Source organism: Polaromonas sp., from assembly GCF_030680935.1.
Lineage (GTDB): Bacteria > Pseudomonadota > Gammaproteobacteria > Burkholderiales > Burkholderiaceae_C > Polaromonas.
The window spans coordinates 48,503-70,592 of record NZ_JAUXUP010000047.1 but is presented as its reverse complement, the minus strand read 5'-3'; the positions used below and the strand labels follow the sequence as shown (position 1 = coordinate 70,592).

Annotated in this window: 27 protein-coding genes and 1 tRNA gene; 24 read left to right on the top strand and 4 right to left on the bottom strand. The window is 60.6% G+C overall.

Annotated features, from left to right (window positions below; translation table 11 throughout):
- Nucleotides 1–6 precede the first annotated feature (6 nt).
- The 15 genes from murA to tatC all read left to right on the top strand — a co-directional run bounded on the left by murA (nt 7) and on the right by tatC (nt 10,835).
- Complete coding sequence (murA, locus tag Q8L50_RS12435) at nt 7–1,293, top strand: UDP-N-acetylglucosamine 1-carboxyvinyltransferase (protein WP_305348943.1); 1,287 nt, start codon at nt 7–9, stop codon at nt 1,291–1,293.
- Nucleotides 1,290–1,937 (top strand): ATP phosphoribosyltransferase, encoded by a 648-nt coding sequence (gene hisG / locus Q8L50_RS12430; RefSeq protein WP_305348942.1) that lies wholly within the window; start codon nt 1,290–1,292, stop codon nt 1,935–1,937. Before murA ends, hisG begins: the two co-directional genes overlap by 4 nt.
- A gap of 7 nt (nt 1,938–1,944) precedes the next feature.
- Nucleotides 1,945–3,315, top strand: a complete 1,371-nt coding sequence (hisD, locus tag Q8L50_RS12425) for a histidinol dehydrogenase (RefSeq protein WP_305348941.1) — start codon at nt 1,945–1,947, stop codon at nt 3,313–3,315.
- Entirely contained in the window at nt 3,312–4,391 is a 1,080-nt protein-coding gene (gene hisC, locus Q8L50_RS12420; RefSeq protein WP_305348940.1) for a histidinol-phosphate transaminase, read from the top strand. The genes hisD and hisC overlap by 4 nt, the downstream gene beginning before the upstream one ends.
- Nucleotides 4,388–5,008: an imidazoleglycerol-phosphate dehydratase HisB gene (gene hisB / locus Q8L50_RS12415; RefSeq protein ID WP_305348939.1), complete on the top strand. Its 621-nt coding sequence runs from the start codon at nt 4,388–4,390 to the stop codon at nt 5,006–5,008. Before hisC ends, hisB begins: the two co-directional genes overlap by 4 nt.
- A gap of 81 nt (nt 5,009–5,089) precedes the next feature.
- Nucleotides 5,090–5,758 (top strand): imidazole glycerol phosphate synthase subunit HisH, encoded by a 669-nt coding sequence (gene hisH, locus Q8L50_RS12410; protein WP_305348938.1) that lies wholly within the window; start codon nt 5,090–5,092, stop codon nt 5,756–5,758.
- Between the two features lie 57 nt (nt 5,759–5,815).
- Nucleotides 5,816–6,556, top strand: coding sequence for a 1-(5-phosphoribosyl)-5-[(5-phosphoribosylamino)methylideneamino]imidazole-4-carboxamide isomerase (gene hisA / locus Q8L50_RS12405; protein ID WP_305348937.1), 741 nt, complete (start codon nt 5,816–5,818; stop codon nt 6,554–6,556).
- A gap of 3 nt (nt 6,557–6,559) precedes the next feature.
- Entirely contained in the window at nt 6,560–7,339 is a 780-nt protein-coding gene (hisF, locus tag Q8L50_RS12400) for an imidazole glycerol phosphate synthase subunit HisF (protein ID WP_305348936.1), read from the top strand.
- A gap of 104 nt (nt 7,340–7,443) precedes the next feature.
- A complete protein-coding gene (gene hisI, locus Q8L50_RS12395; protein ID WP_305348935.1) occupies nt 7,444–7,833 on the top strand; it encodes a phosphoribosyl-AMP cyclohydrolase in 390 nt (129 codons plus the stop codon).
- Between the two features lie 5 nt (nt 7,834–7,838).
- Nucleotides 7,839–8,219, top strand: coding sequence for a phosphoribosyl-ATP diphosphatase (locus Q8L50_RS12390; RefSeq protein ID WP_305348934.1), 381 nt, complete (start codon nt 7,839–7,841; stop codon nt 8,217–8,219).
- A 23-nt stretch (nt 8,220–8,242) separates the two neighbouring features.
- Nucleotides 8,243–8,614 carry a hypothetical protein gene (locus Q8L50_RS12385; RefSeq protein ID WP_305348933.1) on the top strand — a complete coding sequence of 124 codons (372 nt, stop codon included), beginning with the start codon at nt 8,243–8,245 and terminating at the stop codon, nt 8,612–8,614.
- A 43-nt stretch (nt 8,615–8,657) separates the two neighbouring features.
- The gene (locus tag Q8L50_RS12380; protein WP_305348932.1) at nt 8,658–9,032 is read left to right on the top strand and encodes a histidine triad nucleotide-binding protein; all 375 of its coding nucleotides are present in this window, start codon (nt 8,658–8,660) and stop codon (nt 9,030–9,032) included.
- A 148-nt stretch (nt 9,033–9,180) separates the two neighbouring features.
- The gene (gene tatA, locus Q8L50_RS12375; RefSeq protein WP_305348931.1) at nt 9,181–9,429 is read left to right on the top strand and encodes a Sec-independent protein translocase subunit TatA; all 249 of its coding nucleotides are present in this window, start codon (nt 9,181–9,183) and stop codon (nt 9,427–9,429) included.
- A 44-nt stretch (nt 9,430–9,473) separates the two neighbouring features.
- Nucleotides 9,474–9,953: a Sec-independent protein translocase protein TatB gene (gene tatB, locus Q8L50_RS12370; RefSeq protein WP_305348930.1), complete on the top strand. Its 480-nt coding sequence runs from the start codon at nt 9,474–9,476 to the stop codon at nt 9,951–9,953.
- 90 nt (nt 9,954–10,043) lie between these two features.
- Nucleotides 10,044–10,835 carry a twin-arginine translocase subunit TatC gene (gene tatC, locus Q8L50_RS12365; protein ID WP_305348929.1) on the top strand — a complete coding sequence of 264 codons (792 nt, stop codon included), beginning with the start codon at nt 10,044–10,046 and terminating at the stop codon, nt 10,833–10,835.
- Nucleotides 10,836–10,913: 78 nt separating this feature from the next.
- On the opposite strand, the gene Q8L50_RS12360 is transcribed toward tatC, so the two are convergent.
- Nucleotides 10,914–12,071 (bottom strand): S1C family serine protease, encoded by a 1,158-nt coding sequence (locus Q8L50_RS12360; protein WP_305348928.1) that lies wholly within the window; start codon nt 12,069–12,071, stop codon nt 10,914–10,916.
- Nucleotides 12,072–12,287: 216 nt separating this feature from the next.
- Here Q8L50_RS12360 and cysK point away from each other — a divergent pair, with 216 nt between their 5' ends.
- Together cysK and Q8L50_RS12350 are read left to right on the top strand one after the other, a co-directional pair.
- Nucleotides 12,288–13,211, top strand: coding sequence for a cysteine synthase A (cysK, locus tag Q8L50_RS12355; protein ID WP_305348927.1), 924 nt, complete (start codon nt 12,288–12,290; stop codon nt 13,209–13,211).
- The gene (locus Q8L50_RS12350) at nt 13,208–13,972 is read left to right on the top strand and encodes a Nif3-like dinuclear metal center hexameric protein (protein WP_305348926.1); all 765 of its coding nucleotides are present in this window, start codon (nt 13,208–13,210) and stop codon (nt 13,970–13,972) included. Before cysK ends, Q8L50_RS12350 begins: the two co-directional genes overlap by 4 nt.
- Before the next feature lie 33 nt (nt 13,973–14,005).
- Here Q8L50_RS12350 and Q8L50_RS12345 read toward each other — a convergent pair whose 3' ends face one another.
- Complete coding sequence (locus tag Q8L50_RS12345) at nt 14,006–15,298, bottom strand: diguanylate cyclase (protein WP_305348925.1); 1,293 nt, start codon at nt 15,296–15,298, stop codon at nt 14,006–14,008.
- A 226-nt stretch (nt 15,299–15,524) separates the two neighbouring features.
- Here Q8L50_RS12345 and pdxA point away from each other — a divergent pair, with 226 nt between their 5' ends.
- Entirely contained in the window at nt 15,525–16,613 is a 1,089-nt protein-coding gene (gene pdxA, locus Q8L50_RS12340) for a 4-hydroxythreonine-4-phosphate dehydrogenase PdxA (protein WP_305348924.1), read from the top strand.
- A 21-nt stretch (nt 16,614–16,634) separates the two neighbouring features.
- Here the strand turns inward: pdxA and mscL are convergent, their stop codons facing one another.
- Nucleotides 16,635–17,066 carry a large conductance mechanosensitive channel protein MscL gene (mscL, locus tag Q8L50_RS12335; protein ID WP_305348923.1) on the bottom strand — a complete coding sequence of 144 codons (432 nt, stop codon included), beginning with the start codon at nt 17,064–17,066 and terminating at the stop codon, nt 16,635–16,637.
- A 202-nt stretch (nt 17,067–17,268) separates the two neighbouring features.
- Here mscL and petA point away from each other — a divergent pair, with 202 nt between their 5' ends.
- From petA to Q8L50_RS12305, 6 genes are all read left to right on the top strand, one after another.
- Nucleotides 17,269–17,892, top strand: a complete 624-nt coding sequence (petA, locus tag Q8L50_RS12330) for a ubiquinol-cytochrome c reductase iron-sulfur subunit (protein WP_305348922.1) — start codon at nt 17,269–17,271, stop codon at nt 17,890–17,892.
- Between the two features lie 72 nt (nt 17,893–17,964).
- The gene (locus Q8L50_RS12325) at nt 17,965–19,365 is read left to right on the top strand and encodes a cytochrome bc complex cytochrome b subunit (RefSeq protein ID WP_305348921.1); all 1,401 of its coding nucleotides are present in this window, start codon (nt 17,965–17,967) and stop codon (nt 19,363–19,365) included.
- A 22-nt stretch (nt 19,366–19,387) separates the two neighbouring features.
- The gene (locus tag Q8L50_RS12320) at nt 19,388–20,155 is read left to right on the top strand and encodes a cytochrome c1 (RefSeq protein ID WP_305349028.1); all 768 of its coding nucleotides are present in this window, start codon (nt 19,388–19,390) and stop codon (nt 20,153–20,155) included.
- Between the two features lie 84 nt (nt 20,156–20,239).
- Nucleotides 20,240–20,851, top strand: coding sequence for a glutathione S-transferase N-terminal domain-containing protein (locus Q8L50_RS12315; protein WP_305348920.1), 612 nt, complete (start codon nt 20,240–20,242; stop codon nt 20,849–20,851).
- Between the two features lie 169 nt (nt 20,852–21,020).
- Nucleotides 21,021–21,563 (top strand): ClpXP protease specificity-enhancing factor, encoded by a 543-nt coding sequence (locus Q8L50_RS12310; protein WP_305348919.1) that lies wholly within the window; start codon nt 21,021–21,023, stop codon nt 21,561–21,563.
- A 12-nt stretch (nt 21,564–21,575) separates the two neighbouring features.
- Nucleotides 21,576–21,651: transfer RNA gene (locus Q8L50_RS12305), tRNA-Thr, on the top strand.
- Nucleotides 21,652–21,749: 98 nt separating this feature from the next.
- Here the strand turns inward: Q8L50_RS12305 and Q8L50_RS12300 are convergent.
- The gene (locus Q8L50_RS12300) at nt 21,750–22,067 is read right to left on the bottom strand and encodes a hypothetical protein (protein ID WP_370869792.1); all 318 of its coding nucleotides are present in this window, start codon (nt 22,065–22,067) and stop codon (nt 21,750–21,752) included.
- Nucleotides 22,068–22,090: the final 23 nt, after the last annotated feature.

Below are 22,090 nucleotides of genomic sequence, written 5' to 3'. Positions count from 1 at the left end.
AGCACCATGGACAAATTACTCATCAGGGGCGGGCGTCAGCTGGCCGGCACGGTCGATATTTCAGGCGCAAAAAATGCCGCGCTGCCGGAACTTTGCGCAGCGCTGCTGACCGCGGACACGGTCACGCTGCAAAATGTGCCGCGTTTGCAGGACGTCGCGACCATGCTCAAGCTGATCCGTAATATGGGGGTCAGTGCCGAGCGCACTGAAGCGGCGCCGGGTACCGTCACCATCAATGCGGGCGGGTTGAGTTCGCCGGAAGCGCCCTACGAGCTGGTCAAGACCATGCGCGCCTCGGTGCTGGCGTTGGGCCCTTTGCTGGCCCGGTTTGGCGAAGCCACAGTGTCGCTGCCCGGCGGTTGCGCCATCGGCTCGCGCCCGGTGGACCAGCACATCAAGGGCATGCAGGCCATGGGCGCCGATATAGTGGTTGAACACGGCTACATGATTGCCAAACTACCACTCAAACCCAACGGACAACGCGGCCGTCTCAAGGGCTGCAGCATCACGACCGACATGGTCACGGTCACCGGTACCGAAAACTTTCTGATGGCCGCCAGCCTGGCCGAGGGCGAAACCATCCTCGAAAATGCGGCGCAGGAGCCCGAGATTGGCGACCTGGCCGAAATGCTCATCAAGATGGGCGCAAAGATCGAGGGCCACGGCAGCAGCCGGATCCGTATCGAGGGCGTGGAGCGCCTGCACGGCTGCACACACCAGGTGGTGGCTGACAGGATTGAAACCGGTACTTTTTTGTGCGCCGTGGCGGCCACCGGTGGCGACGTGGTGCTGCGCCACGGCCGCGCCGATCATCTCGATGCGGTGATAGATCTGCTGCGCGCCGCCGGTGCCACAGTCACGGCGGGGGACGGTTTTATCCGCATCCAGGCGCAGGGCCGCATGCAGGCGCAGTCGTTTCGCACCACCGAATACCCGGGTTTCCCGACAGACATGCAGGCCCAGTTCATGGCGCTCAATGCGATTGCCGAGGGTCCGGCCAAGGTGACCGAAACGATTTTTGAGAACCGCTTCATGCATGTCAACGAAATGGTGCGGCTCGGCGCCAGGATAGAAATTGACGGAAAATTTGCGATCATTGACGGTGTTGAAAAACTGTCGGGCGCCACGGTGATGGCCACCGATCTCCGGGCGTCTGCCAGCCTGGTGATTGCCGGACTGGTGGCCGAAGGCGAAACCCTGGTTGAGCGCATTTACCATCTTGATCGCGGTTATGACCAGATGGAAGCCAAGTTGCGCGGCATAGGCGCCGACATCGAAAGGATCAAGTCGTGATAACGCTCGCCCTGTCCAAAGGCCGCATCTTCGACGAAACCCTGCCGCTTCTTAAAGCCGCCGGCATTGAAGTGCTGGAAGACCCGGAACAATCACGCAAGCTGATTTTGACTACCAACCAGCCCGGCGTGCGTGTGGTGCTGGTGCGCGCCACGGACGTGCCCACTTATGTGCAATATGGCGGTGCCGATATTGGCGTGACCGGCAAGGACACGCTGATCGAACATGGCGGCCAGGGCCTGTACCAGCCGCTGGATCTGCAGATTGCCAAATGCCGCATGAGTGTGGCGGTGCGTGACGGGTTTGACTACGAGGCGGCGGTCAGGCAGGGCTCGCGCCTCAAGGTGGCGACCAAGTTTGTCAGCATTGCGCGCGACTTTTTTGCCACCAAGGGCGTGCATGTGGACCTGATCAAGCTTTACGGCAGCATGGAGCTGGCGCCGCTGACCGGCCTGGCCGACGCGATTGTGGACCTGGTAAGCAGTGGCAACACGCTCAAGGCCAATCACCTGGTGGAGGTTGAGCGCATCATGGACATCAGTTCACATCTCGTGGTCAACCAGGTCGCGCTCAAGCTCAAACAGGCGCCGATTCGCGCCATCATTGACGCTTTTGCGTCCGCCATAACCAAACCCGCAAGCTGAAAACGCCATGAATTTAGTAGCTGCTCCCGCACGGCTGTCAACGGCTGACAGCACATTTGAGGCCGAATTCAAGGCCCGGCTGCACTGGTCGGCAGATACCGACGCGGCCATTGAGCAGCGAGTGGCCGACATCCTGGCGGATGTGAAGCAGCGCGGTGATGCGGCGGTGCTTGAGTACACCGCGCGTTTCGACGGGCTGTCGGCAGCCAGTGTGGCCGGCCTTGAACTGACGCAGGCCGATTTCAAGGCTGCGTTTGATGCCATCCCGGCCGCGCAGCGCGCTGCCCTGCAGGCCGCAGCCGCGCGCATTCGCAGCTACCACGAGGCGCAAAAAAAGGCATCTGGCGAAAGCTGGAGCTACCGCGACGAAGAGGGCAGCTTGCTGGGGCAAAAAGTCACGCCGCTGGATCGGGTGGGCATCTATGTACCAGGTGGCAAGGCGGCTTATCCGTCCAGCCTGCTCATGAATGCCATTCCGGCGCATGTGGCTGGCGTGGAAGAAATCATCATGGTGGTGCCGACCCCGGTACGTGGCAGTCTGGCTACGGGCGGCTCGGGCGAGCAGGCTGCGTCGAGCAAAGGCGAGCGCAATGAGCTCGTGTTGGCTGCCGCCTATGTAGCCGGTGTCACGCGGGCCTTCACCATTGGTGGAGCGCAGGCGGTGGCCGCCCTGGCTTACGGCACAGCCACGATTCCCGCAGTGGACAAGATCACGGGCCCCGGCAACGCCTACGTGGCTGCCGCCAAGCGCCGGGTTTTCGGCAGCGTTGGTATCGACATGATTGCCGGCCCCAGTGAAATTCTGGTGTTGGCCGATGGCAGCACACCGGCCGACTGGGTGGCCATGGATTTGTTCAGCCAGGCCGAGCATGACGAACTGGCGCAAAGTATTTTGCTGTGTCCGGATGCAGCTTATATCGATGCGGTTCAGGCCGCCATCAACCGCCTGCTGCCCGGCATGCCGCGTGCAGACATCATTGCCAAATCGCTCACAGGCCGGGGCGCGCTGATCCAGACGCGCAGCATGGAAGAAGCCTGCGCTATCAGCAACCGTATTGCACCCGAACACCTGGAAGTCTCCAGCCGCGACCCGCACAAGTGGGAGCCGCTGCTCAAACACGCTGGCGCGATATTTCTCGGTGCCTACACCAGCGAATCGCTGGGCGACTACTGCGCCGGCCCGAATCACGTGTTGCCCACCAGCGGCACCGCGCGTTTCTCCAGCCCGCTGGGTGTGTACGATTTCCAGAAACGCAGCAGCCTCATCGAGGTCAGCGCAGCCGGTGCGCAAACCCTGGGCAAAATTGCCGCCGAACTGGCTTACGGCGAAGGCTTGCAGGCCCATGCCCAGGCTGCTGAAATGAGAATGAAAAAATGAGCGCAAGCGAACGGGTTAATCTCAAAAAATTGATCAGACAGGACGTGCAGTCCATGCACGCCTACGCGATTCAGGACTCCGCTGGCATGGTCAAGCTCGACGCCATGGAAAACCCGCACCGGTTACCTGCGGCGCTGCAAGCCCATCTGGGCCAGCGCCTGGGCGCACTGGCGCTGAACCGCTACCCGGACGGTCGCGTCAACGATCTGCGAACCGCGCTGGCCGAACATGCGCAGATGCCCGAAGGTTTTGACATCATGCTGGGCAACGGCTCGGACGAATTGATCTCGCTGCTGGCCATGGCCTGCGATGTCCCCGGCGCTTCCATTCTTTCGCCGCTGCCTGGCTTTGTGATGTATGGCATGAGCGCACAGTTGCAGGGCCTGAAGTTCATCGGTGTGCCACTGACTCCGGATTTTGAGCTTGACGAGGCTGCCATGCTGGCCGCGATTGCCGAGCACCAGCCCTCCATCATCTACATCGCTTACCCGAACAACCCGACGGCCAATCTGTGGGACGACGCGGTGATTGAAAAGATCATCGAGGCCGCCCCCGGTCTGGTGGTGATGGACGAGGCCTACCAGCCGTTTTCGAGCAAAAGTTATATCGACCGCATCGCCCGGCACAGCCATGTGCTGCTGATGCGTACCATGAGCAAGTTTGGCCTGGCCGGCGTGCGTATCGGCTACATGATGGGCCCCAAGGCGCTGATTGCCGAAATCGACAAGGTGCGTCCGCCCTACAACATCAGTGTGCTGAACTACGAATGCGCGCTGTTTGCACTCGAACATGCCGAGGTATTTGCGGCGCAAGCCCAGGAGCTGCGGGCCCAGCGCGCCATTGTTTTTGCAGCACTGCAGGCCCTGCCAGGTGTCAAGGCCTGGAAAAGCGACGCCAACATGATCCTTGTGCGCGTGCCCGAAGCGGCCAAAACCTTTGACGGAATGCGGGCGCGCAAGGTTCTGGTCAAAAACGTTTCTAAAATGCATCCACTGCTGACCAATTGCCTGCGCTTGACTGTTGGCAACGCTGACGAAAACCTGCAAATGCTGGCAGCCCTTAAAGAATCACTATGACTACCCCCACTGCCTTGGCGCCCCTTGCCCCCAGAACGGCTGAAGTTTCCCGCAATACCGCCGAGACCCAGATCACCGTCAAGGTCAATCTTGACGGTACCGGCAAGGCCAGCCTGTCCACCGGCATCGGCTTTTTCGACCACATGCTGGACCAGATCGCCCGCCACGGCCTGATCGATCTGGATATTCAGGCCAAAGGTGATCTGCACATTGATGGCCACCACACGGTGGAAGACGTGGGTATCACCTTGGGGCAGGCGGTGGCGCAGGCAGTGGGCGACAAAAAAGGACTGCGTCGCTACGGCCACGCCTATGTGCCGCTGGACGAGGCGCTGTCGCGCGTGGTGGTCGATTTCTCGGGGCGCCCCGGGCTGGACATGCATGTGCCTTTCAAGAGCGGCATGATTGGCAGCTTCGACAGCCAGCTGGCTTACGAGTTTTTCCAGGGTTTTGTGAACCACGCTTTTGTCACCCTGCACATCGACAACCTCAAGGGCGACAACGCCCACCATCAGGCTGAAACCGTCTTCAAGGCCTTTGCCCGGGCCTTGCGCATGGCGCTGGAGATCGACCCCCGCGCCGCCGGCGTGATTCCCTCGACCAAGGGCTCGCTCTAGCCGAATCAGATATGCTTTTGGCATCCAGCCCTTGCTGTATGGTCGTAAGCAGCTATCAAAATAGTAGCAAATTTCCTCCTGATGGCAAAACTTAAAACAGTCGCGGTGGTGGATTACGGCATGGGCAATCTGCGCTCGGTGTCGCAAGGGGTCAAACACGTTGCGGCCAACAGCGGTTTCGATGTGCGTGTCACCTCCAGCGCCCAGCAGGTGTTGGACGCCGATCGCGTCGTGTTGCCCGGTCAGGGCGGGATTGCCGACTGCATGCAAGAGCTGCAGGCATCCGGCATGCTGGAAGCAGTGTTACACGCTGCGGCCACCAAGCCCTTGTTCGGCGTGTGTGTTGGCATGCAAATGTTGTTGGACCACAGCTCGGAAGGGCGGGGTTCCGACGGCACGCGCGGCCTGGGTTTGATACCGGGTGAGGTGCTCAAGTTTGATCTGGCCGGCAAGATCCAGCCTGACGGCAGCCGTTACAAGGTGCCGCAAATGGGCTGGAATCAGGTTTACCAGACCGCACCGGTGCACCCGGTCTGGTCCGGTGTGCCGGACGGCGCCTACTTCTATTTTGTGCACAGCTTCTACGCCCGCCCGTCGGATGCACGCCACACTGCGGGCGAGGCCGACTACGGCGCACGCTTTACCGCGGCGGTTGCGCGCGATAATATTTTCGCCACGCAGTTTCACCCTGAAAAAAGCGCCGAACACGGGCTGGCCCTGTACCGCAATTTTCTGCACTGGAACCCTTGACCCTCCGCTGCCGGCACCAGCCGCCAAATTCCACTTCACCGCTTCAGCCCACTGCCCATGTTACTTATCCCCGCGATTGACTTGAAAGACGGCCAATGCGTGCGCCTCAAACAGGGCGACATGGACCAGTCCACCATCTTCAGCGAAGACCCGGCCGCCATGGCGCGCAACTGGGTGGACAAAGGCGCGCGCCGCCTGCACCTGGTGGATTTGAACGGCGCGTTTGCCGGCAAGCCTAAAAATGAAGCAGCCATTCGCAAAATCCTGGCGGAGGTCGGTAGTGAAATCGACGTGCAGCTGGGCGGCGGCATTCGCGACCTTGACACCATCGAGCGCTACCTGGATTCCGGCCTGCGTTACGTCATCATCGGCACGGCCGCGGTTAAAAACCCCGGCTTCCTGCAAGACGCCTGTACCGCGTTTGGCGGCCACATCATCGTCGGACTGGATGCCAAGGATGGCAAAGTCGCCACCGACGGCTGGAGCAAGATGACCGGCCACGAAGTGATTGACCTCGGCAAAAAATTCCAGGATTACGGTGTCGAGTCCATCATCTACACCGACATAGGCCGCGACGGCATGCTCAGCGGCATCAATATCGAAGCCACCGTCAAGCTGGCCCAGGCGTTGACCATTCCCGTGATCGCATCCGGTGGGCTGTCCAACATGGCCGACATCGATGCCCTGTGTGCGGTCGAAGACGAGGGCGTCGAAGGTGTGATCTGCGGCCGCTCGATTTACAGCGGCGACCTCGATTTTGAGAAGGCGCAGGCCCGCGCAGACGAATTGAATGGATAACTGGTGCTCGCTAAACGGATCATTCCCTGCCTCGATGTCACCGGCGGACGGGTCGTCAAGGGCGTCAATTTTGTCGAACTGCGTGACGCCGGCGACCCGGTCGAGATTGCCGCACGCTACAACGACCAGGGTGCGGACGAGCTGACGTTTCTCGACATCACCGCCACCAGCGATGGACGCGACCTGATCCTGCACATCATCGAGGCCGTGGCCTCGCAGGTGTTCATCCCCCTCACGGTAGGCGGCGGCGTGCGCACGGTTGAAGACGTACGCCGCCTGCTCAATGCCGGCGCCGACAAGACCAGCTTCAATTCAGCCGCGCTGGCCAACCCGCAGGTGATTGAAGACGCCTCGGCCAAATATGGTGCGCAATGTATTGTGGTGGCGATAGACGCCAAGCGCCGCTCTGATGAAGAGGCGCTGACGCGAGGCCAGGGCTGGGACGTTTACAGCCACGGCGGGCGCAAAAACACCGGGCTGGATGCGGTGGCCTGGGCCAGCGAGATGGCCCTGCGCGGCGCTGGCGAGATTTTGCTGACCAGCATGGACCGCGACGGCACGAAGGCGGGCTTTGACCTGGCGCTGACCCGCGCTGTCAGCGACGCGGTCAGCGTGCCAGTGATTGCCTCCGGCGGTGTTGGCAACCTGGACCACCTGGCCGACGGCATCCAGCTGGGCGGCGCCGATGCCGTGCTGGCCGCCAGCATCTTTCATTACGGCGAATACACGGTGCAGCAGGCCAAGGCCCACATGGCCGCACGCGGCATTCCGGTCCGTCTGTAGTTTCTTTCAAGTCTTTTTGGCCTCCAGCCCTTTTGTGATGGGCGTAAGCAGCTATAAATTTGATAGTAAAAATTGGCTGGCGACAATCACGGACAATATGAAGCATGAAATGGCTAGACAACATCCAGTGGGACGACAGAGGTCTGATCCCGGTCATCACGCAGGAGGCCTCCAGCGGCGATGTACTGATGTTTGCCTGGATGAACCGCGAGGCGCTGGAAAAAACCGCTGAGCTCGGCCAGGCCGTGTATTACAGCCGCTCACGTGGGCGGCTGTGGCACAAGGGCGAGGAGTCCGGCCATCTGCAGACGGTGCACGAGATCCGCATGGACTGCGACAACGACGTGCTCCTGCTCAAGGTGACGCAACTTGGCCACACACCGGGGATCGCCTGCCACACGGGTCGGCATAGCTGCTTTTTCAGCCTTTACAAAGACGGTCAGTGGGTGGTGACCGAGCCGGTCTTGAAAGACCCCGAAAACATCTATAAGTAGAGATCATGACGTCCAACGATTCCCTGCAGCGCCTTGCGCGCATCATCGAGAGCCGCAAGCCGGCCCAGGGCGGCGACCCGCAAACCAGTTATGTGGCGAGGCTGCTGCACCAAGGCCCGGATGCCTTCCTGAAAAAAATTGGTGAAGAAGCCACCGAAACCGTCATGGCGGCCAAAGACATCGACCATGGCGGCCCGACCCCCGAGCTGAATGCGAAACTGGTGGGTGAAGTCGCCGATTTATGGTTTCACAGCCTGATCGCGCTGGCGCACTACGGCTTGTCCCCGGCGGACGTGATTGCCGAGCTGGAGCGCCGCGAGGGCACCAGCGGCATTGAGGAAAAAGCCCTGCGCAAGGTGCAGGACCGAGAAGCCGCCGAGAAATAGTGCCCCATTCAAGGAAGCCCCCAATGAGCGAAACCGATCTGGCCGAATTTGATTCGAAGAGCCCCAATGACCGCATCGTCATGCACGTGTTGTACGGTCTGCACACGCTGGCCTGGTTCAGCGGCGGCATTTTTGCGGTCATTGCGCTCATCGTGAACTACGTTCGCCGCGCCGAGGAGTCCGATTCTCTGTACATTGACCACCACAACTACATGATCCAGACCTTCTGGTGGACGCTGATGTGGCTGGTGCTGCTGTCGCCTCTGTGGCTGCTGTTGTTTTTGCCGGGCGCTATTGCCTATTTCATCGTCTGGCTCTGGTATCTGTACCGCTGCGTGCGCGGCTGGATGCGGTTTAACAGCCACCGCTTCGCCCGACCCCCATCGCCCCTGTGACCCACCAGGACTTCGCACTGGTTTTTTTGACCTTTTTGTAACCATGAGCCAGCCCGTCACCCACGCGCCCGACAACTGCCTGTTCTGCAAAATCGCTGCGGGCCAGATTCCCAGCCGCAAGGTGTATGAGGACGACGAGATATTTGCCTTCCATGACATTCACCCCTGGGCGCCGGTGCACTTTCTGATGATTCCCAAGGTGCATATCGCGTCCATGGCCCAGGCCGGCGCCGAACACGCGGCGCTGCTGGGCCGCATGATGGTGTTGGCCCCTCAGCTTGCCTTGGCGCAGGGTTGCAACCCCTACCCTGCAGGCGGCTTTCGCATCGTCACCAACACTGGCGCCGAAGGCGGGCAGGAAGTGCACCACCTTCACATCCATGTGATGGGCGGGCCACGGCCCTGGCTCAAGGGTTAATCCCTGCTTGCAAGGCGGGCTGGGCGCCCCAGCTAAACGCATGTCGGCAGGGTAAGCAATGCAGGGCTATTGCGTGCCAGCAAGCGCCAAGCCTTTAGAATGGTTGCATTGTTGTGCAAGCCTGCATATTAAGGACTAGGAGAGAAACATGGGTTCATTTTCCATTTGGCACTGGTTGATTGTCTTGTTGATTGTGGTGATGGTGTTCGGCACCAAAAAACTGCGCAACATGGGTGGCGACCTGGGTGGTGCGGTCAAGGGCTTCAAGGACGGCATGAAGGACGGCGGCAAGACCGACGAAGAAAAAGCCGCTGCAGCTGCGCCCGCCGGTCAGGTCAGCCATGCGCAGACCGCCGACAAAACCACGATCGACGTGGAAGCCAAGCAAAAGTCCTGATTGGGCGCTTTTCTGTTTTTGATGCCTTACCGGTCTGACCAGCTGTGATCGACATCGGCCTTTCCAAGATGATGCTGATAGGCGCAGTTGCGCTGATTGTCATCGGCCCCGAAAAGTTGCCGCGTCTGGCACGCACCATAGGTACGATGCTGGGCAAGGCGCAGCGCTATGTTGCTGATGTCAAGCAGGAGGTCAACCGCTCGATGGAGCTGGACGAGCTCAAGAAGATGAAAGAGTCGATGGAGGGCGCAGCCCGAGATGTCGAAAATTCCATCCAGACCAATGCCAGTGACTTTGAAAAATCATGGGCCGAAACCACGGGCACGGCCTCCGGTGACGAGCTTCCCGGCATGATCAGCTTTCCCGAATACAAACACCCGAAGAAAAACTTTCGCCTCAAGCAAGGCGCTACACCGCAATGGTTCAAGGCGCGCTGCGGTGTGCGCACCAAGGCCCTGTCTGGTGCAGCGAGGGTGGCGCGTTTTCGGCCCCGACCGGGGGCATCCTCCAGCACACGTGCCTGATTTTTTCACTGTGCGGCGCATGTCGGCGTCCTTTGTCACACTGCCACTTCCGCTCCTGTTTTTGATCACATTCCCGCGCACACCTTCTTCATGAGCGATTCCAACACCGACAAGCCCGACGAACTCGCGGGCACCGAGCAGCCTTTTGTGCAACACCTGCTGGAGCTGCGCGACCGCATGATCCGCGTGGTCATCGCCATCGCCATCGCTGCCGCCCTGCTGGCCATTTATCCGGGCCCGGCCGTGTTGTTTGATTTGCTGGCCGCGCCGCTGGTGGCAACGCTGCCCAAAGGCGCATCGCTTATCGCCACCTCGGTCATCTCGCCGTTTCTGGTGCCATTGAAGATTTTGCTGATGGCCGCTTTCCTGCTGGCTTTGCCGGTGGTGCTTTACCAGGTCTGGGCCTTTGTAGCGCCTGGCCTGTACACGCATGAAAAAAAGCTGGTGATGCCGCTGGTGGTGTCCAGCACACTTCTGTTTTTTGTCGGTGTGGCTTTTTGCTACTTTTTTGTCTTCGGCCAGGTTTTCAAATTCATCCAGAGTTTTGCACCCAAGTCGATTGTGGCGGCGCCCGACATCGAGGCCTACCTCGGTTTTGTGCTGAGCATGTTTCTGGCTTTCGGCATGGCCTTTGAGGTGCCGATTGCGGTGGTGGTGCTGGCACGCATGAACATTGTCAGCATTGAAAAGCTCAAGAACTTCCGCGGCTACTTCATTGTGCTGGCCTTCGTGATTGCCGCCATCGTGACGCCGCCGGACGTGGTGTCGCAGCTGGCGCTGGCCATTCCGATGTGCATTTTGTACGAGGTCGGCATCTGGGCCGCGCAGCTTTTCATCAAGCACACACAGGCGCCTGAGGACACCGAATCCGCCAAACCTTGAGGTCAAATCGGCCTGCAGCTCATTCCCGGCTTGCGTAGGCAGCTATCAAATCGATAGCATCTTGATATGCTCGAGGTTTCAGCGCTGGATCTTCGGACGCTGACGGGTTCCTGGTACCACCGCGATCTCGCTCTTTTTGTCCTTGCGCAGCACACTCAGCGGTGCCGATACACCCGGCTTCAAGCCGGCCACTGCGCTCAGCAGCTCGGTCACGGTGCGCACCGGCTTGCCTGCCACCTCAAGAATCACGTCGCCCGGCAAAATGCCGGCCTGTGCCGCCGGGCCGTTTTGCAGCACCCCGGTGAGGATCACGCCCCCAGCCTTCACCTTGTCGGGCTTGATGCCAAAAGCCTCGGCCACCTCAGGGCTCAAATCCTGTGGCTCTACCCCGATCCAGCCGCGCGTGACCTGGCCATCTTTCACAATACTTTCCAGCACCTGCTTGCCGGTAGACACCGGAATGGCAAAACCTATGCCCATGGAACCGCCGGAGCGCGAATAAATTGCCGTATTGATACCCAGCAAGCGGCCCTGCGTGTCCACCAGCGCACCGCCCGAATTGCCGGGGTTGATGGCGGCATCGGTCTGGATGAAGTTCTCAAAGGTGTTGATGCCCAGCTGGTTGCGGCCCAGCGCGCTGACAATGCCGCTGGTCACCGTCTGGCCGACGCCAAACGGGTTCCCAATGGCCAGCACTGGATCGCCTACCTGAAGCGTATCCGAGCTCCCGAGCACAATGACCGGCAGTTTGTCGAGCTCGATTTTCAGGATGGCCAGGTCGGTTTCTGGGTCGGTGCCTATGACCTTGGCCTTGGCCTTGCGCGTGTCGTTGAGAATGACCTCGATGTCATCCGCACCTTCGACGACATGGTTGTTGGTGAGGATGTAACCGTTGGGACTGACGATGACACCGCTGCCCAGTCCGACCTGCGGCGCGCTTTGTCCGCCCTGGTCCCCAAAGAAAAACTTGAACCAGGGGTCGTTCATGTTGGGGTTGCGCGCTGCGGCCTTGCTGGTGTTGATGCTGACCACGGCGGCTGAGGCGGCCTTGGCGGCTGCGGCAAAACTGCCGGCGGGTGCCGCGCCGGGGCTACCGGCCGCGGCAGGCGCCTCGATGACCGCCAGGCCCCCCGCCGACGGGCGGTTCAGCCACTGCGGCTGGAGGGTGGCCACGACAAAATAGGCGGCGAGAAGCACCGTCGCGGTTTGGGAAAACAAGAGCCAGAATTTGCGCATGGTAGGTACTGAAGAAAAAATCGCCGTCAAGACAAAAACGTCCTGAAGGGCCAATTGGGGGCCGACAGGGAATTACCAAGAGTCGCGATTTTCCCCCACTTTGCCTTTCTGTCGCGGCCGGCGGGCAACAGCCGCTTGCGGGACGGGCCATAATTTGTCGATCCCGCGCAGCAGGGCATCTGCCCGCTGCCACGCGGTCAACCCAAGGACCCCGCCATGAAAGCTTCCAGCGTTCTCGCCACCATAGGCCACACGCCGCATATCCGCATCAATCGCATCTTCGGCGCGGCCTGCCAGACGCACCACATCTACATCAAATCCGAGCGCAGCAACCCCGGTGGCTCCATCAAGGACCGGATTGCGCTGAGCATGGTCGAAGCGGCAGAAAAGTCCGGCGCCCTGCAACCCGGCGGCACCATCATCGAGCCGACCTCCGGCAACACCGGTGTCGGTCTGGCCATGGTAGCGGCGGTCAAGGGATATACGCTGGTGCTGGTCATGCCCGACAGCATGAGCATCGAGCGGCGCAGGCTGATGCTGGCCTACGGTGCCAGTTTTGATTTGACCCCGCGTGAAAAAGGCATGAACGGGGCAATTGCCCGCGCGAAGGAACTTGTGGCGCAAACCCCCGGCGCCTGGATGCCGCAGCAGTTTGAAAACCCCGCCAACATCGAGGTGCATGTGCGTACCACGGCAGAAGAAATCCTGGCTGACTTTCCGCAGGGTGTGGACTACCTGATCACCGGCGTTGGCACCGGCGGGCACTTGAGTGGGGTGGCACAGGTCCTCAAGGCCAGGTTTCCGCGCACCAAGGTGTATGCCGTAGAGCCAGCGGCCTCGCCGGTCATCAGCGGCGGCAAACCGTCACCACATCCGATTCAGGGCATAGGGGCGGGTTTTATCCCGGCCAACCTGATCACCTCTTTGCTCGACGGCGTCATCCAGGTCGAAGGCGACGCCGCCAAAGACTACGCCAGGCGCAGTGCCGCGCAGGAGGGTCTGCTGGTCGGTATTTCGTCGGGCGCCACGCTGGCCGCGATTGCGCAGAAGCTGCCCGGAATTCCTGCCGGCAGCACGGTGCTGGGTTTCAATTACGACACGGGCGAGCGTTATCTCTCTGTCGAAGGATTTTTACCGTGAGGGTGAAACGTGCGGAGTTGCTGGACGCCTTTGACAGCCTGCTGCAACCCGAACGCTTCAAGGACTACGGCCCGAACGGCCTGCAGGTGGAAGGCAAGCCTGAAATCCGCAAAATCATCTCGGGCGTGACCGCCAGCCTGGCCTTGATCGAGGCGGCGGTGGCAGCGCAGGCGGATGCTATTTTTGTGCACCACGGCCTGTTCTGGCGCGGCCAGGATGGACGGGTGACCGGCTGGATGAAGCAGCGCCTGGCGCTGCTGCTGGCCAACGACATCAACCTCTACGCCTACCATCTGCCGCTGGATGCGCATCCAGAACTGGGCAACAACGCCCAACTGGGCCTGCAACTCGGCCTGAAGGCGGAGCGTTATTTCGGTGACAACAACCTGGGATTTCTGGGGATGCGCAGCGGCGCGTCTGCGGGCTTTGACAGCGCCGAAAAGCTCGCCGAGCATGTCAAGCATGTATTGAATCGGCCTGTAGCCCTTGTCGGACCTGCGCAATCAGCTATTAAAAACATAGCGTGGTGCACGGGTGGCGCGCAAGGCTATTTTGAAGATGCGATTGCAGCCGGCGCAGACGCTTTCATCACCGGCGAGATCTCCGAGCCTCAGGCGCACCATGCGCGCGAAATGGGGGTGGCGTTTATCGCCTGCGGCCACCATGCCTCCGAGCGTTATGGCGCGCCCGCGGTGGCCGGGCATGTGGCGGCCCAGTTCGGTATCACCCATAGCTTCATTGATATCGATAACCCGGCCTGACATCCGGTGCAGCGCCACGCGCCTGGCGGGGGCTCAGGCGGCAGATTTGCGGTGCCGCAAATGGTGCGGCGCGCGCACATGATGAGGCCGCGACGCGCGCAATGCGTGCCAGCTGGTGCCGAGCTCGGCGTTTTCCACGGGCACAGGTTGGCCACTGAGTTCGTCCAGCAAGGCGGCGCGTGAGCGCATGCCGCGCGCTGCGCTGGCCATGGTTTCGGCGTCATGCAGCGCTTGCGCCACGTCTTTGCCTGCGCCGGTCAGGTGCACCATGCCGACGCCGATGTCCACGTTGAGCTTGATGCGCTCACCACCGATAGAGGCGACTTCCATCGGCCTGCGCAGGCTGGACGCGACGCGCAAGCCCAGCGTGCGAATCCAGCCCGGCGAGTGCAGGCTTTCAATCAGCACCACAAAGCAGCGGTCGTAATATCTGCCGGCCGGGTTAACGACACCCGTGTGGCGCTGCATGCGCCTGGCCAGCTGGGCGTAAATTTCGTTCAGGCCGTGCTGGCCAACCTGAGCCAGCAGACGCTCGGGTTCAAACACCAGCACCGCCATCAGCGCGCCGTCGCGCCGGGTTCGCGCCAGACGGCGCTGCGCCCTTATGATTTTTTGCACCATCACCACGCTGCTGTAGAGCTGTGTGGTGGGGTCACGCCGCGATTGTCCGGCGTGGCGGATTTGCAGATCCTGGTGGTTGCGCAGCCACAGGGTCACGCCGATGACCGAGACGCTGAGCAAGCCCAGCAAGGCCACTCCAGCCTGTAGCAAGATCGATTGCTGGCCAGGTTGCAAGGTCAGCCAGTAAAGACCGAGTTGCAGTGGTAGCGCCAGCATGCAGCCGGCGGCCAGCCCCCAGGCCAGGCGGTCACCCTGCTGTGTGGCGCGTACCGCTGCCCACAGCGCTACCGACAGGCTCAGCACGGTCAGCGCGCCCGAGGCGGGAAGCTGCAAGCCCGACGGCAGCAGCAGACACAGTGGCCCGCCCGCCAGGCAAACCGCGCTGATGCTGCGAAAGCTGACATCGGTCAACCGGTCACGTTTGGCGGCTGCGAGCCAGTGGCCGGCGCCGTAGGTGCCCAGGCTTCCACACAGCGGCCCTACCAGCACCTGGGCGGTGTGCAGCCAGGACTGTCCGGTGGCGCTGGCCAGGCTGGCCGGCAGTCCACTGAACAGGGTGAAAAAAAGCCAGCAGGTACTGAGGTAAATCAGGCTTTGCACGCTGGCCTTGCTGCGGCTGTAGAGCGCGTCAGCAGCGCCCAGCAAGACCACCAGGCCAATGGAGCCGGAAGCTGCGCTCCAGACCATGGTCTCTGCGGCGTTCATGGAGAGGGCCACCCGTTCGCAGACGCAAAGGCAAGGGTTTGCGCGAGAATACCGACAGAATGCATTTCTTCGCTTCTCCCTGTTCGGTGGCTTTGCCGCCCATCCGTGTTCGTAGCTACTGGATGCTGGGCATTTGGGCGCGCCCGCGCCCTGCAAATCATTATGGGCTGTTCCCATGGCATGTGGAAGGCATGAGAAACCCTCTGATCAACCTCCGGGGTTCTCCGTGGCTGTAGCCCTGCCGCTGGTCATCACCATGGGCGATCCGGCAGGCATAGGCCCGGAAACCATTGCCAAAGCCTTTCGCGATTGCCCCGCCGACCTGATGGGCTGCGTGGTGGTTGGCGATGTGGCCAGCCTGCGCCGGGCAGCCGCGCTGGTTGGCGCCGGCCCGGTGGCCGTGCTGGATGCGGTCGCCGACTGGCAGTCGGTGCCGCCGCACTGCCTTCCTGTGCTTCAAAAATGTGAGCTGCCGGCGCTTGTCCCGTATGGACAAATCAGTGCTTTGGCTGGCAGGGCGGCGGCCGAGTGTATTGTCTGGGCGGCGCAGGCTGCGCTGCGCGGTGAAGTGGCCGCCTTGGTCACAGCGCCCATCCACAAAGAGGCGCTGGCCGCTGCTGGCGGGGCGTGGTCGTTTTACCCCGGCCACACCGAACTGTTGCAGGCCCAGGCCGCAGCGTTTGTGGGCAAAGCGCTTTCGGCGCTACCCGTGCGCATGATGCTGGCCAACGATGAACTCAAGACCGTGCTGGTGAGTATTCATTTGTCGCTGCGTGACGCCATCGAAGCAGTCACTTTGGAGCGCGTGCTGCAGACCTTGCGGATCACACACCAGTCGGTGCGCAGCGCCTCGGGCGGCCCGCCCCGTATTGCGGTGGCCGGGCTTAATCCGCATGCCGGTGAAGGCGGGCTGTTTGGCCGCGAAGAGCAGGATGTGATTGCCCCGGCCATCGCCCAGGCGCGCCAGGAAGGCATGGACGTGAGTGGCCCCTTCGCGCCCGACACTGTGTTCATGCGGGCCCGTGCCAAGGCGGGCCAGCCCGGTGAGTTTGATGTGGTGGTGGCGATGTACCACGACCAGGGTTTGATTCCGGTCAAATACCTCGGGGTCGAGCAGGGCGTCAACGTGACGCTGGGCTTGCCGATGGTGCGCACCAGCCCGGACCACGGCACCGCGTTTGACATTGCCGGTACGGGCCGGGCCGACGCAGCCAGCCTGATCGCCGCGATTCGCATGGCGCGCCAGCTGGTCGCGTCCCGGTTTAAAGCCAAACAGGGCCTCGGCCTAATCGGGACAGGCGCAGAAAGCTATTAATTCGATAGCCTTGCGCCAGTTTTACCGGGCTTTCAGGCTGTCACGAATTTCACGCAGCAGCACCACGTCTTCGGGTGTGACCACCGCAACCGGCGCCGGTTCGGGCTGCTGGCGCTTGAGCCGGTTGATCTGCTTGACCATCATGAAGATGATGAACGCCAGAATGAAAAAATTGAGCGACACAGTGAGGAAGTGGCCATAAGCAAACACAGGCACACCGGCTTTTCGCAGCGCGTCCAGCGACATGTCCGTACCAGGAGGCACCGAGCCCAGCAGTATGTACAAGCTGGAAAAGTCAAGCTTGCCGAAGACCAGGCCGACCACCGGCATGATCAGGTCACTGACAGCCGCATCGACAATCTTGCCAAAGGCGGCGCCAATGATCACGCCCACGGCCAGATCCACGACGTTGCCCTTGACAGCAAATTCCCTGAATTCCTGCATCATGCCCATGGTGTGCTCCTTGTAGTGCGGCGGTGAAATATCAGTTATTGTGCCGTGCTTGAGAGCCGCGCTTTTTGCCCGCCCATGCCGCAGCCGCCGGGTCGGAATGGACGGGGCAGCTTGAAAATGCCATGCGCGCTCCGTTACAATCCCGGGTTGACCCCAATAAGCCCTTTTCAAGTTTTTCAAGCCCTGTTCTTGTAGGACATCCATGACGCAAGCAAGTATCAACGTGCCACCCGGCGCTCCGATTGACAAAGACAAAAGAAACTGGATCGTGACCACCGGCGTGATCGGCGGTGCCGGTGTGGCCGCTGCGGCGGTGCCGTTTGTCAGCACTTTTCAGCCCTCCGAGCGCGCCAAGGCCGCCGGCGCTTCGGTAGAGGTGGATATTTCGACCATGAAACCGGGCGAAAAGCTCACGGTGGAGTGGCGCGGCAAACCAGTCTGGATTGTCAGGCGCACGCCGGAGCAGCTGTCCGGCCTGTCCAAGCTGACCCCGCTGCTTGCCGACCCCAAGTCCGAGCGCAAACCCGATGAATTCACACCTGAGTACGCCCGCAACGAAAACCGCTCCATCAAGCCCGAATATTTTGTAGCTGTCGGCATCTGCACGCACCTTGGTTGCTCGCCCAGCGACAAATTCACCACGGGTGCCCAACCTTCGCTGCCGGACGAATGGGCCGGCGGTTTTCTGTGCGCCTGCCACGGCTCGACCTTCGATATGGCCGGCCGTGTGTACAAAAACAAGCCGGCGCCGGACAACCTCGAAGTGCCGCCCCACATGTACCTGTCAGACGCCAAGCTGCTGATTGGTGAGGACAAAAAAGCCTGAAGCTTTGCTGGACCCAGCCGGCGCCTTGTGCTGCCCGTACGGTCCCCCATCGACTAGCAATTAGGACCCTTTATGGCTGAATTCAAAGAACTTTCCCCCGACGCGCCAGCTGCAGCGAAGCTGATGAACTGGGTCGATAACCGCTTTCCGGCGAGCAAGCTCCTGAAGGAGCATGTGACCGAGTACTACGCACCAAAAAACTTCAACTTCTGGTATGTGTTTGGCTCGCTCGCAATGCTGGTGCTGGTCATCCAGATCGTCACTGGCATCTTTTTGACCATGCACTACAAGCCCGATGCCGCGCTGGCCTTCGGCTCGGTCGAATACATCATGCGGGACGTGCCCTGGGGCTGGCTCATCCGCTATATGCACTCGACCGGCGCTTCGGCATTTTTTGTGGTGGTCTATCTGCACATGTTCCGTGGTCTGATCTACGGCAGCTACCGCAAGCCGCGCGAGCTGATCTGGATTTTTGGTTGCGCGATTTTCCTGGCCCTGATGGCCGAAGCCTTCATGGGCTACCTGTTGCCCTGGGGTCAGATGAGCTACTGGGGCGCCCAGGTGATCGTCAACCTGTTTGCTGCCATTCCCTTCATTGGCCCCGATCTGGCGCTGCTGATCCGTGGTGACTACGTGGTGGGTGACGCCACACTGAACCGCTTTTTTGCCTTTCACGTGATTGCTGTGCCGCTGGTGCTGCTGGGCCTGGTGGTCGCGCACCTGATTGCGCTGCACGAAGTGGGCTCCAACAATCCGGATGGGGTAGAGATCAAGGCCAAAAAAGACGCTGCAGGTCATCCTCTGGACGGCATTCCCTTCCATCCCTATTACACGGTGCACGACATTTTTGCAGTCAGCGTGTTCCTGATGATTTTCTCGGCCATCATCTTCTTTGCGCCTGAAGCCGGTGGTTATTTCCTGGAGTACAACAACTTCATTCCAGCCGACCCGCTCAAGACCCCGCTGCACATCGCTCCGGTCTGGTATTTCACGCCGTATTACTCGATGTTGCGTGCCATCACCAGCGAGATGATGTATGCGTTGATCGCCTGCGTGCTGCTGGGCGCGGTACTGGGCGTGCTCAAGGCAAAAATCGCCAGCATCTTCAAGGCTGTCATTGTCGGCGCTGCTGTGGTGCTGATTGCCGCCATGCTGATGATCGATGCCAAGTTCTGGGGTGTGATGGTCATGGGTGGCGCGGTCATCATCCTGTTTTTCCTGCCTTGGCTGGACAACAGCGAGGTCAAGTCCATCCGCTACCGACCTGACTGGCACAAATACCTGTACGCCATTTTTGTCGTCAATTTTGTGGTGCTTGGTTATCTTGGCATCAAGCCACCGTCGGCGATCAACGAGCGTGTCTCGCAAGTCGGTACGCTGTTTTATTTCGGCTTCTTCCTGCTGATGCCGTGGTGGAGCCGTCTCGGGACGTTCAAGACGCCCCCTGATCGCGTCACCTTTGATCCCCATTGAGCCGGAGATTCCTGAAATGATGATGAAGACACTGAAAAAACTGGCCTTGGGCTGTGTTGCTGTGCTGGCTCTGGCGGGCAACTGCGCTTTTGCTGCGAGCGAAGGTATCGCCTGGGACAAGGCGCCCAACAAGACCAACGACCTGGGCGCCCTGCAAAACGGCGCCAAGCTGTTCGTGAACTACTGCCTGAACTGCCATTCGGCAGCCTTCATGCGCTACAACCGCCTGACAGACATTGGCCTGACCGAGCAGCAGATCAAGGACAACCTGCTGTTTGCCACCGACAAGGTGGGCGAAACCATGAAGGCGGCCATAGATCCGAAGCAGGCCAAGGACTGGTTTGGCGGCAACCCGCCCGATTTGACACTGATGGCCCGTTCACGCGCCGGGGCGGGGGGCAGCGGAGCCGACTACCTGTACACCTATCTGCGCACCTATTACCGCGACGAAACCAAGGCCACCGGCTGGAACAACCTGGCCTTTCCCAACGTCGGCATGCCGCACGTCCTCTGGGAGTTGCAGGGCGCGCGCGAGCCGGTGTATGACACCATCGAAGAACACGGCCAGAAAGTGGCTGTTTTCAAAAGCTGGAAGCAGATCAGCCCGGGCACCATGACACCCTTGCAGTACGACCAGGCGATGGGCGATCTGGTGGGGTATATGCAATGGATGGCCGAACCGGCACAGAACACGCGGGTCAGGGTGGGCGTGTGGGTGTTGATGTTCCTGCTGATCCTGACGTTTGTTGCCTGGCGCCTGAACGCTGCCTTCTGGAAAGACGTCAAGTAATTTTTCGCCGGGACGTCGTTCCCGGCATCTTCTGGAGTGGACGCCGTCAACGCTTCCACTCCTTTGCATTTAGGAGTTCTCACCATGATGGTCCTTTATTCAGGCACAACCTGCCCGTTCTCGCACCGCTGCCGCTTTGTGCTGTTTGAAAAAGGCATGGACTTCGAAATCCGTGATGTCGACTTGTACAACAAGCCCGAAGACATCAACGTCATGAACCCCTACGGCCAGGTGCCGATTCTGGTCGAGCGTGACTTGATTCTGTATGAGTCGAACATCATCAATGAGTACATCGACGAGCGCTTCCCGCACCCGCAATTGATGCCCGGCGACCCGGTGGACCGCGCGCGCGTACGCCTGTTTTTGCTCAACTTCGAAAAAGAGCTGTTTGTTCACGTCAACACGCTCGAAGCGCGCGCTTCCAAGGGCAATGACAAGGCGCTGGAAAAAGCCCGTTCGCACATCCGTGACCGCCTGACCCAGCTTGCCCCGGTTTTCCTGAAAAACAAGTTCATGCTGGGCGACAACTTCTCCATGCTGGACGTGGCGATTGCCCCACTGCTCTGGCGTCTGGACTACTACGACATTGACCTGTCGAAAAATGCGGCGCCACTGCTTAAATACGCTGAGCGTATTTTTTCGCGTCCGGCCTACATCGAAGCGCTGACCCCTTCCGAGAAGGTCATGAGGAAGTAAATGGAGCCCCCACGCTCGCTCACTGCGTGTAGCTCGCTGCCCCCCGGGGGGGCGCTGCGCCTGCGGCCCGGCCCTTCGACAGGCTCAGGACAGGCCGAAGCCGGTTCCGCGGCCCCGGCTGGTGAAGAGCGCGCGCACACAATGGTGTGGGTTTCCATTGGCTGATTTCATGAACGCGCTCGATTCCACGTCGACCCGCCCCTACCTGATCCGTGCGCTGTATGACTGGTGCACCGACAACGGTTTGACGCCTTATGTGGCGGTGGCGGTAGACGAGACCGTGCAGGTTCCGCGTGAATATGTGAAGAACAACGAGATCGTGCTGAACATCAGTTTTGATGCCACCAGTTCGCTCAAACTTGGCAACGATTTCATCGAGTTCAAAGCCCGCTTTGCCGGAAGCGCACGCGAGATCATGGTGCCCATAGGCCGCGTGATTGCCATTTATGCGCGCGAAAACGGCCAGGGCATGGCGTTTCCACTGGCGACGTCGCCTTCAACCGGCGTGCAGTCGCCGCTTGAGACCGGCGCGACGCTGGCACTGGCACCTGCCGCGCCAGCGCCGCCAGATGCGGTCTCGGGGCAGGACGCGAGGATCGTACAATTGGTGCTATCCAACAGTACCGGGTCGGGCCGTGAAGAAGAGCCGGAGCCGCCCGATCCACCCAAACCGCAGCAAGGCAAACGCCCCTCGCTCAAACGCATCAAGTAAAATAAGTTTTGTGCCGCTTTAGCTCAGTTGGTAGAGCAACCGCCTTGTAAGCGGTAGGTCGTCAGTTCGAATCCGACAAGCGGCACCACCCCTCAGATCCAGCGCCTCCAGGCACAGCGACTCCCAGTTTCATAGCAACGCCCCGAGGCCTGCAAAGCGCTGGCGGCGGATTGTCCTTGCGGCGCCTCATTTCCTGCTGATTAGTATCTTCAGCCGAATTGAGGTAACCTTCCAACCTTTGCTGATCAGTCGGGCCTGTATCAGGGGCAACAACTGGCGAACTTTTGCTGCCGCTGCATTGCTGCTGATCAACAGGCACCAGGCCTCGCCGTCGATGGGTCCGGCCTGAATGGCGGAGCGCAGTGCTTCAGGAATCAGCGACTCGATGTCCTTGAGCCTGCTGCTGGATTCACGAACCAGCTCGGTCAGGCGGGCCAGCGACGGGGAGTTGTCAGCGGCCTGGCTGAAGCTGACGGCCCGGTTCAGGCGGGGACTGGAGTTCACGGCAGTTGGCTCATGTAGTTAAG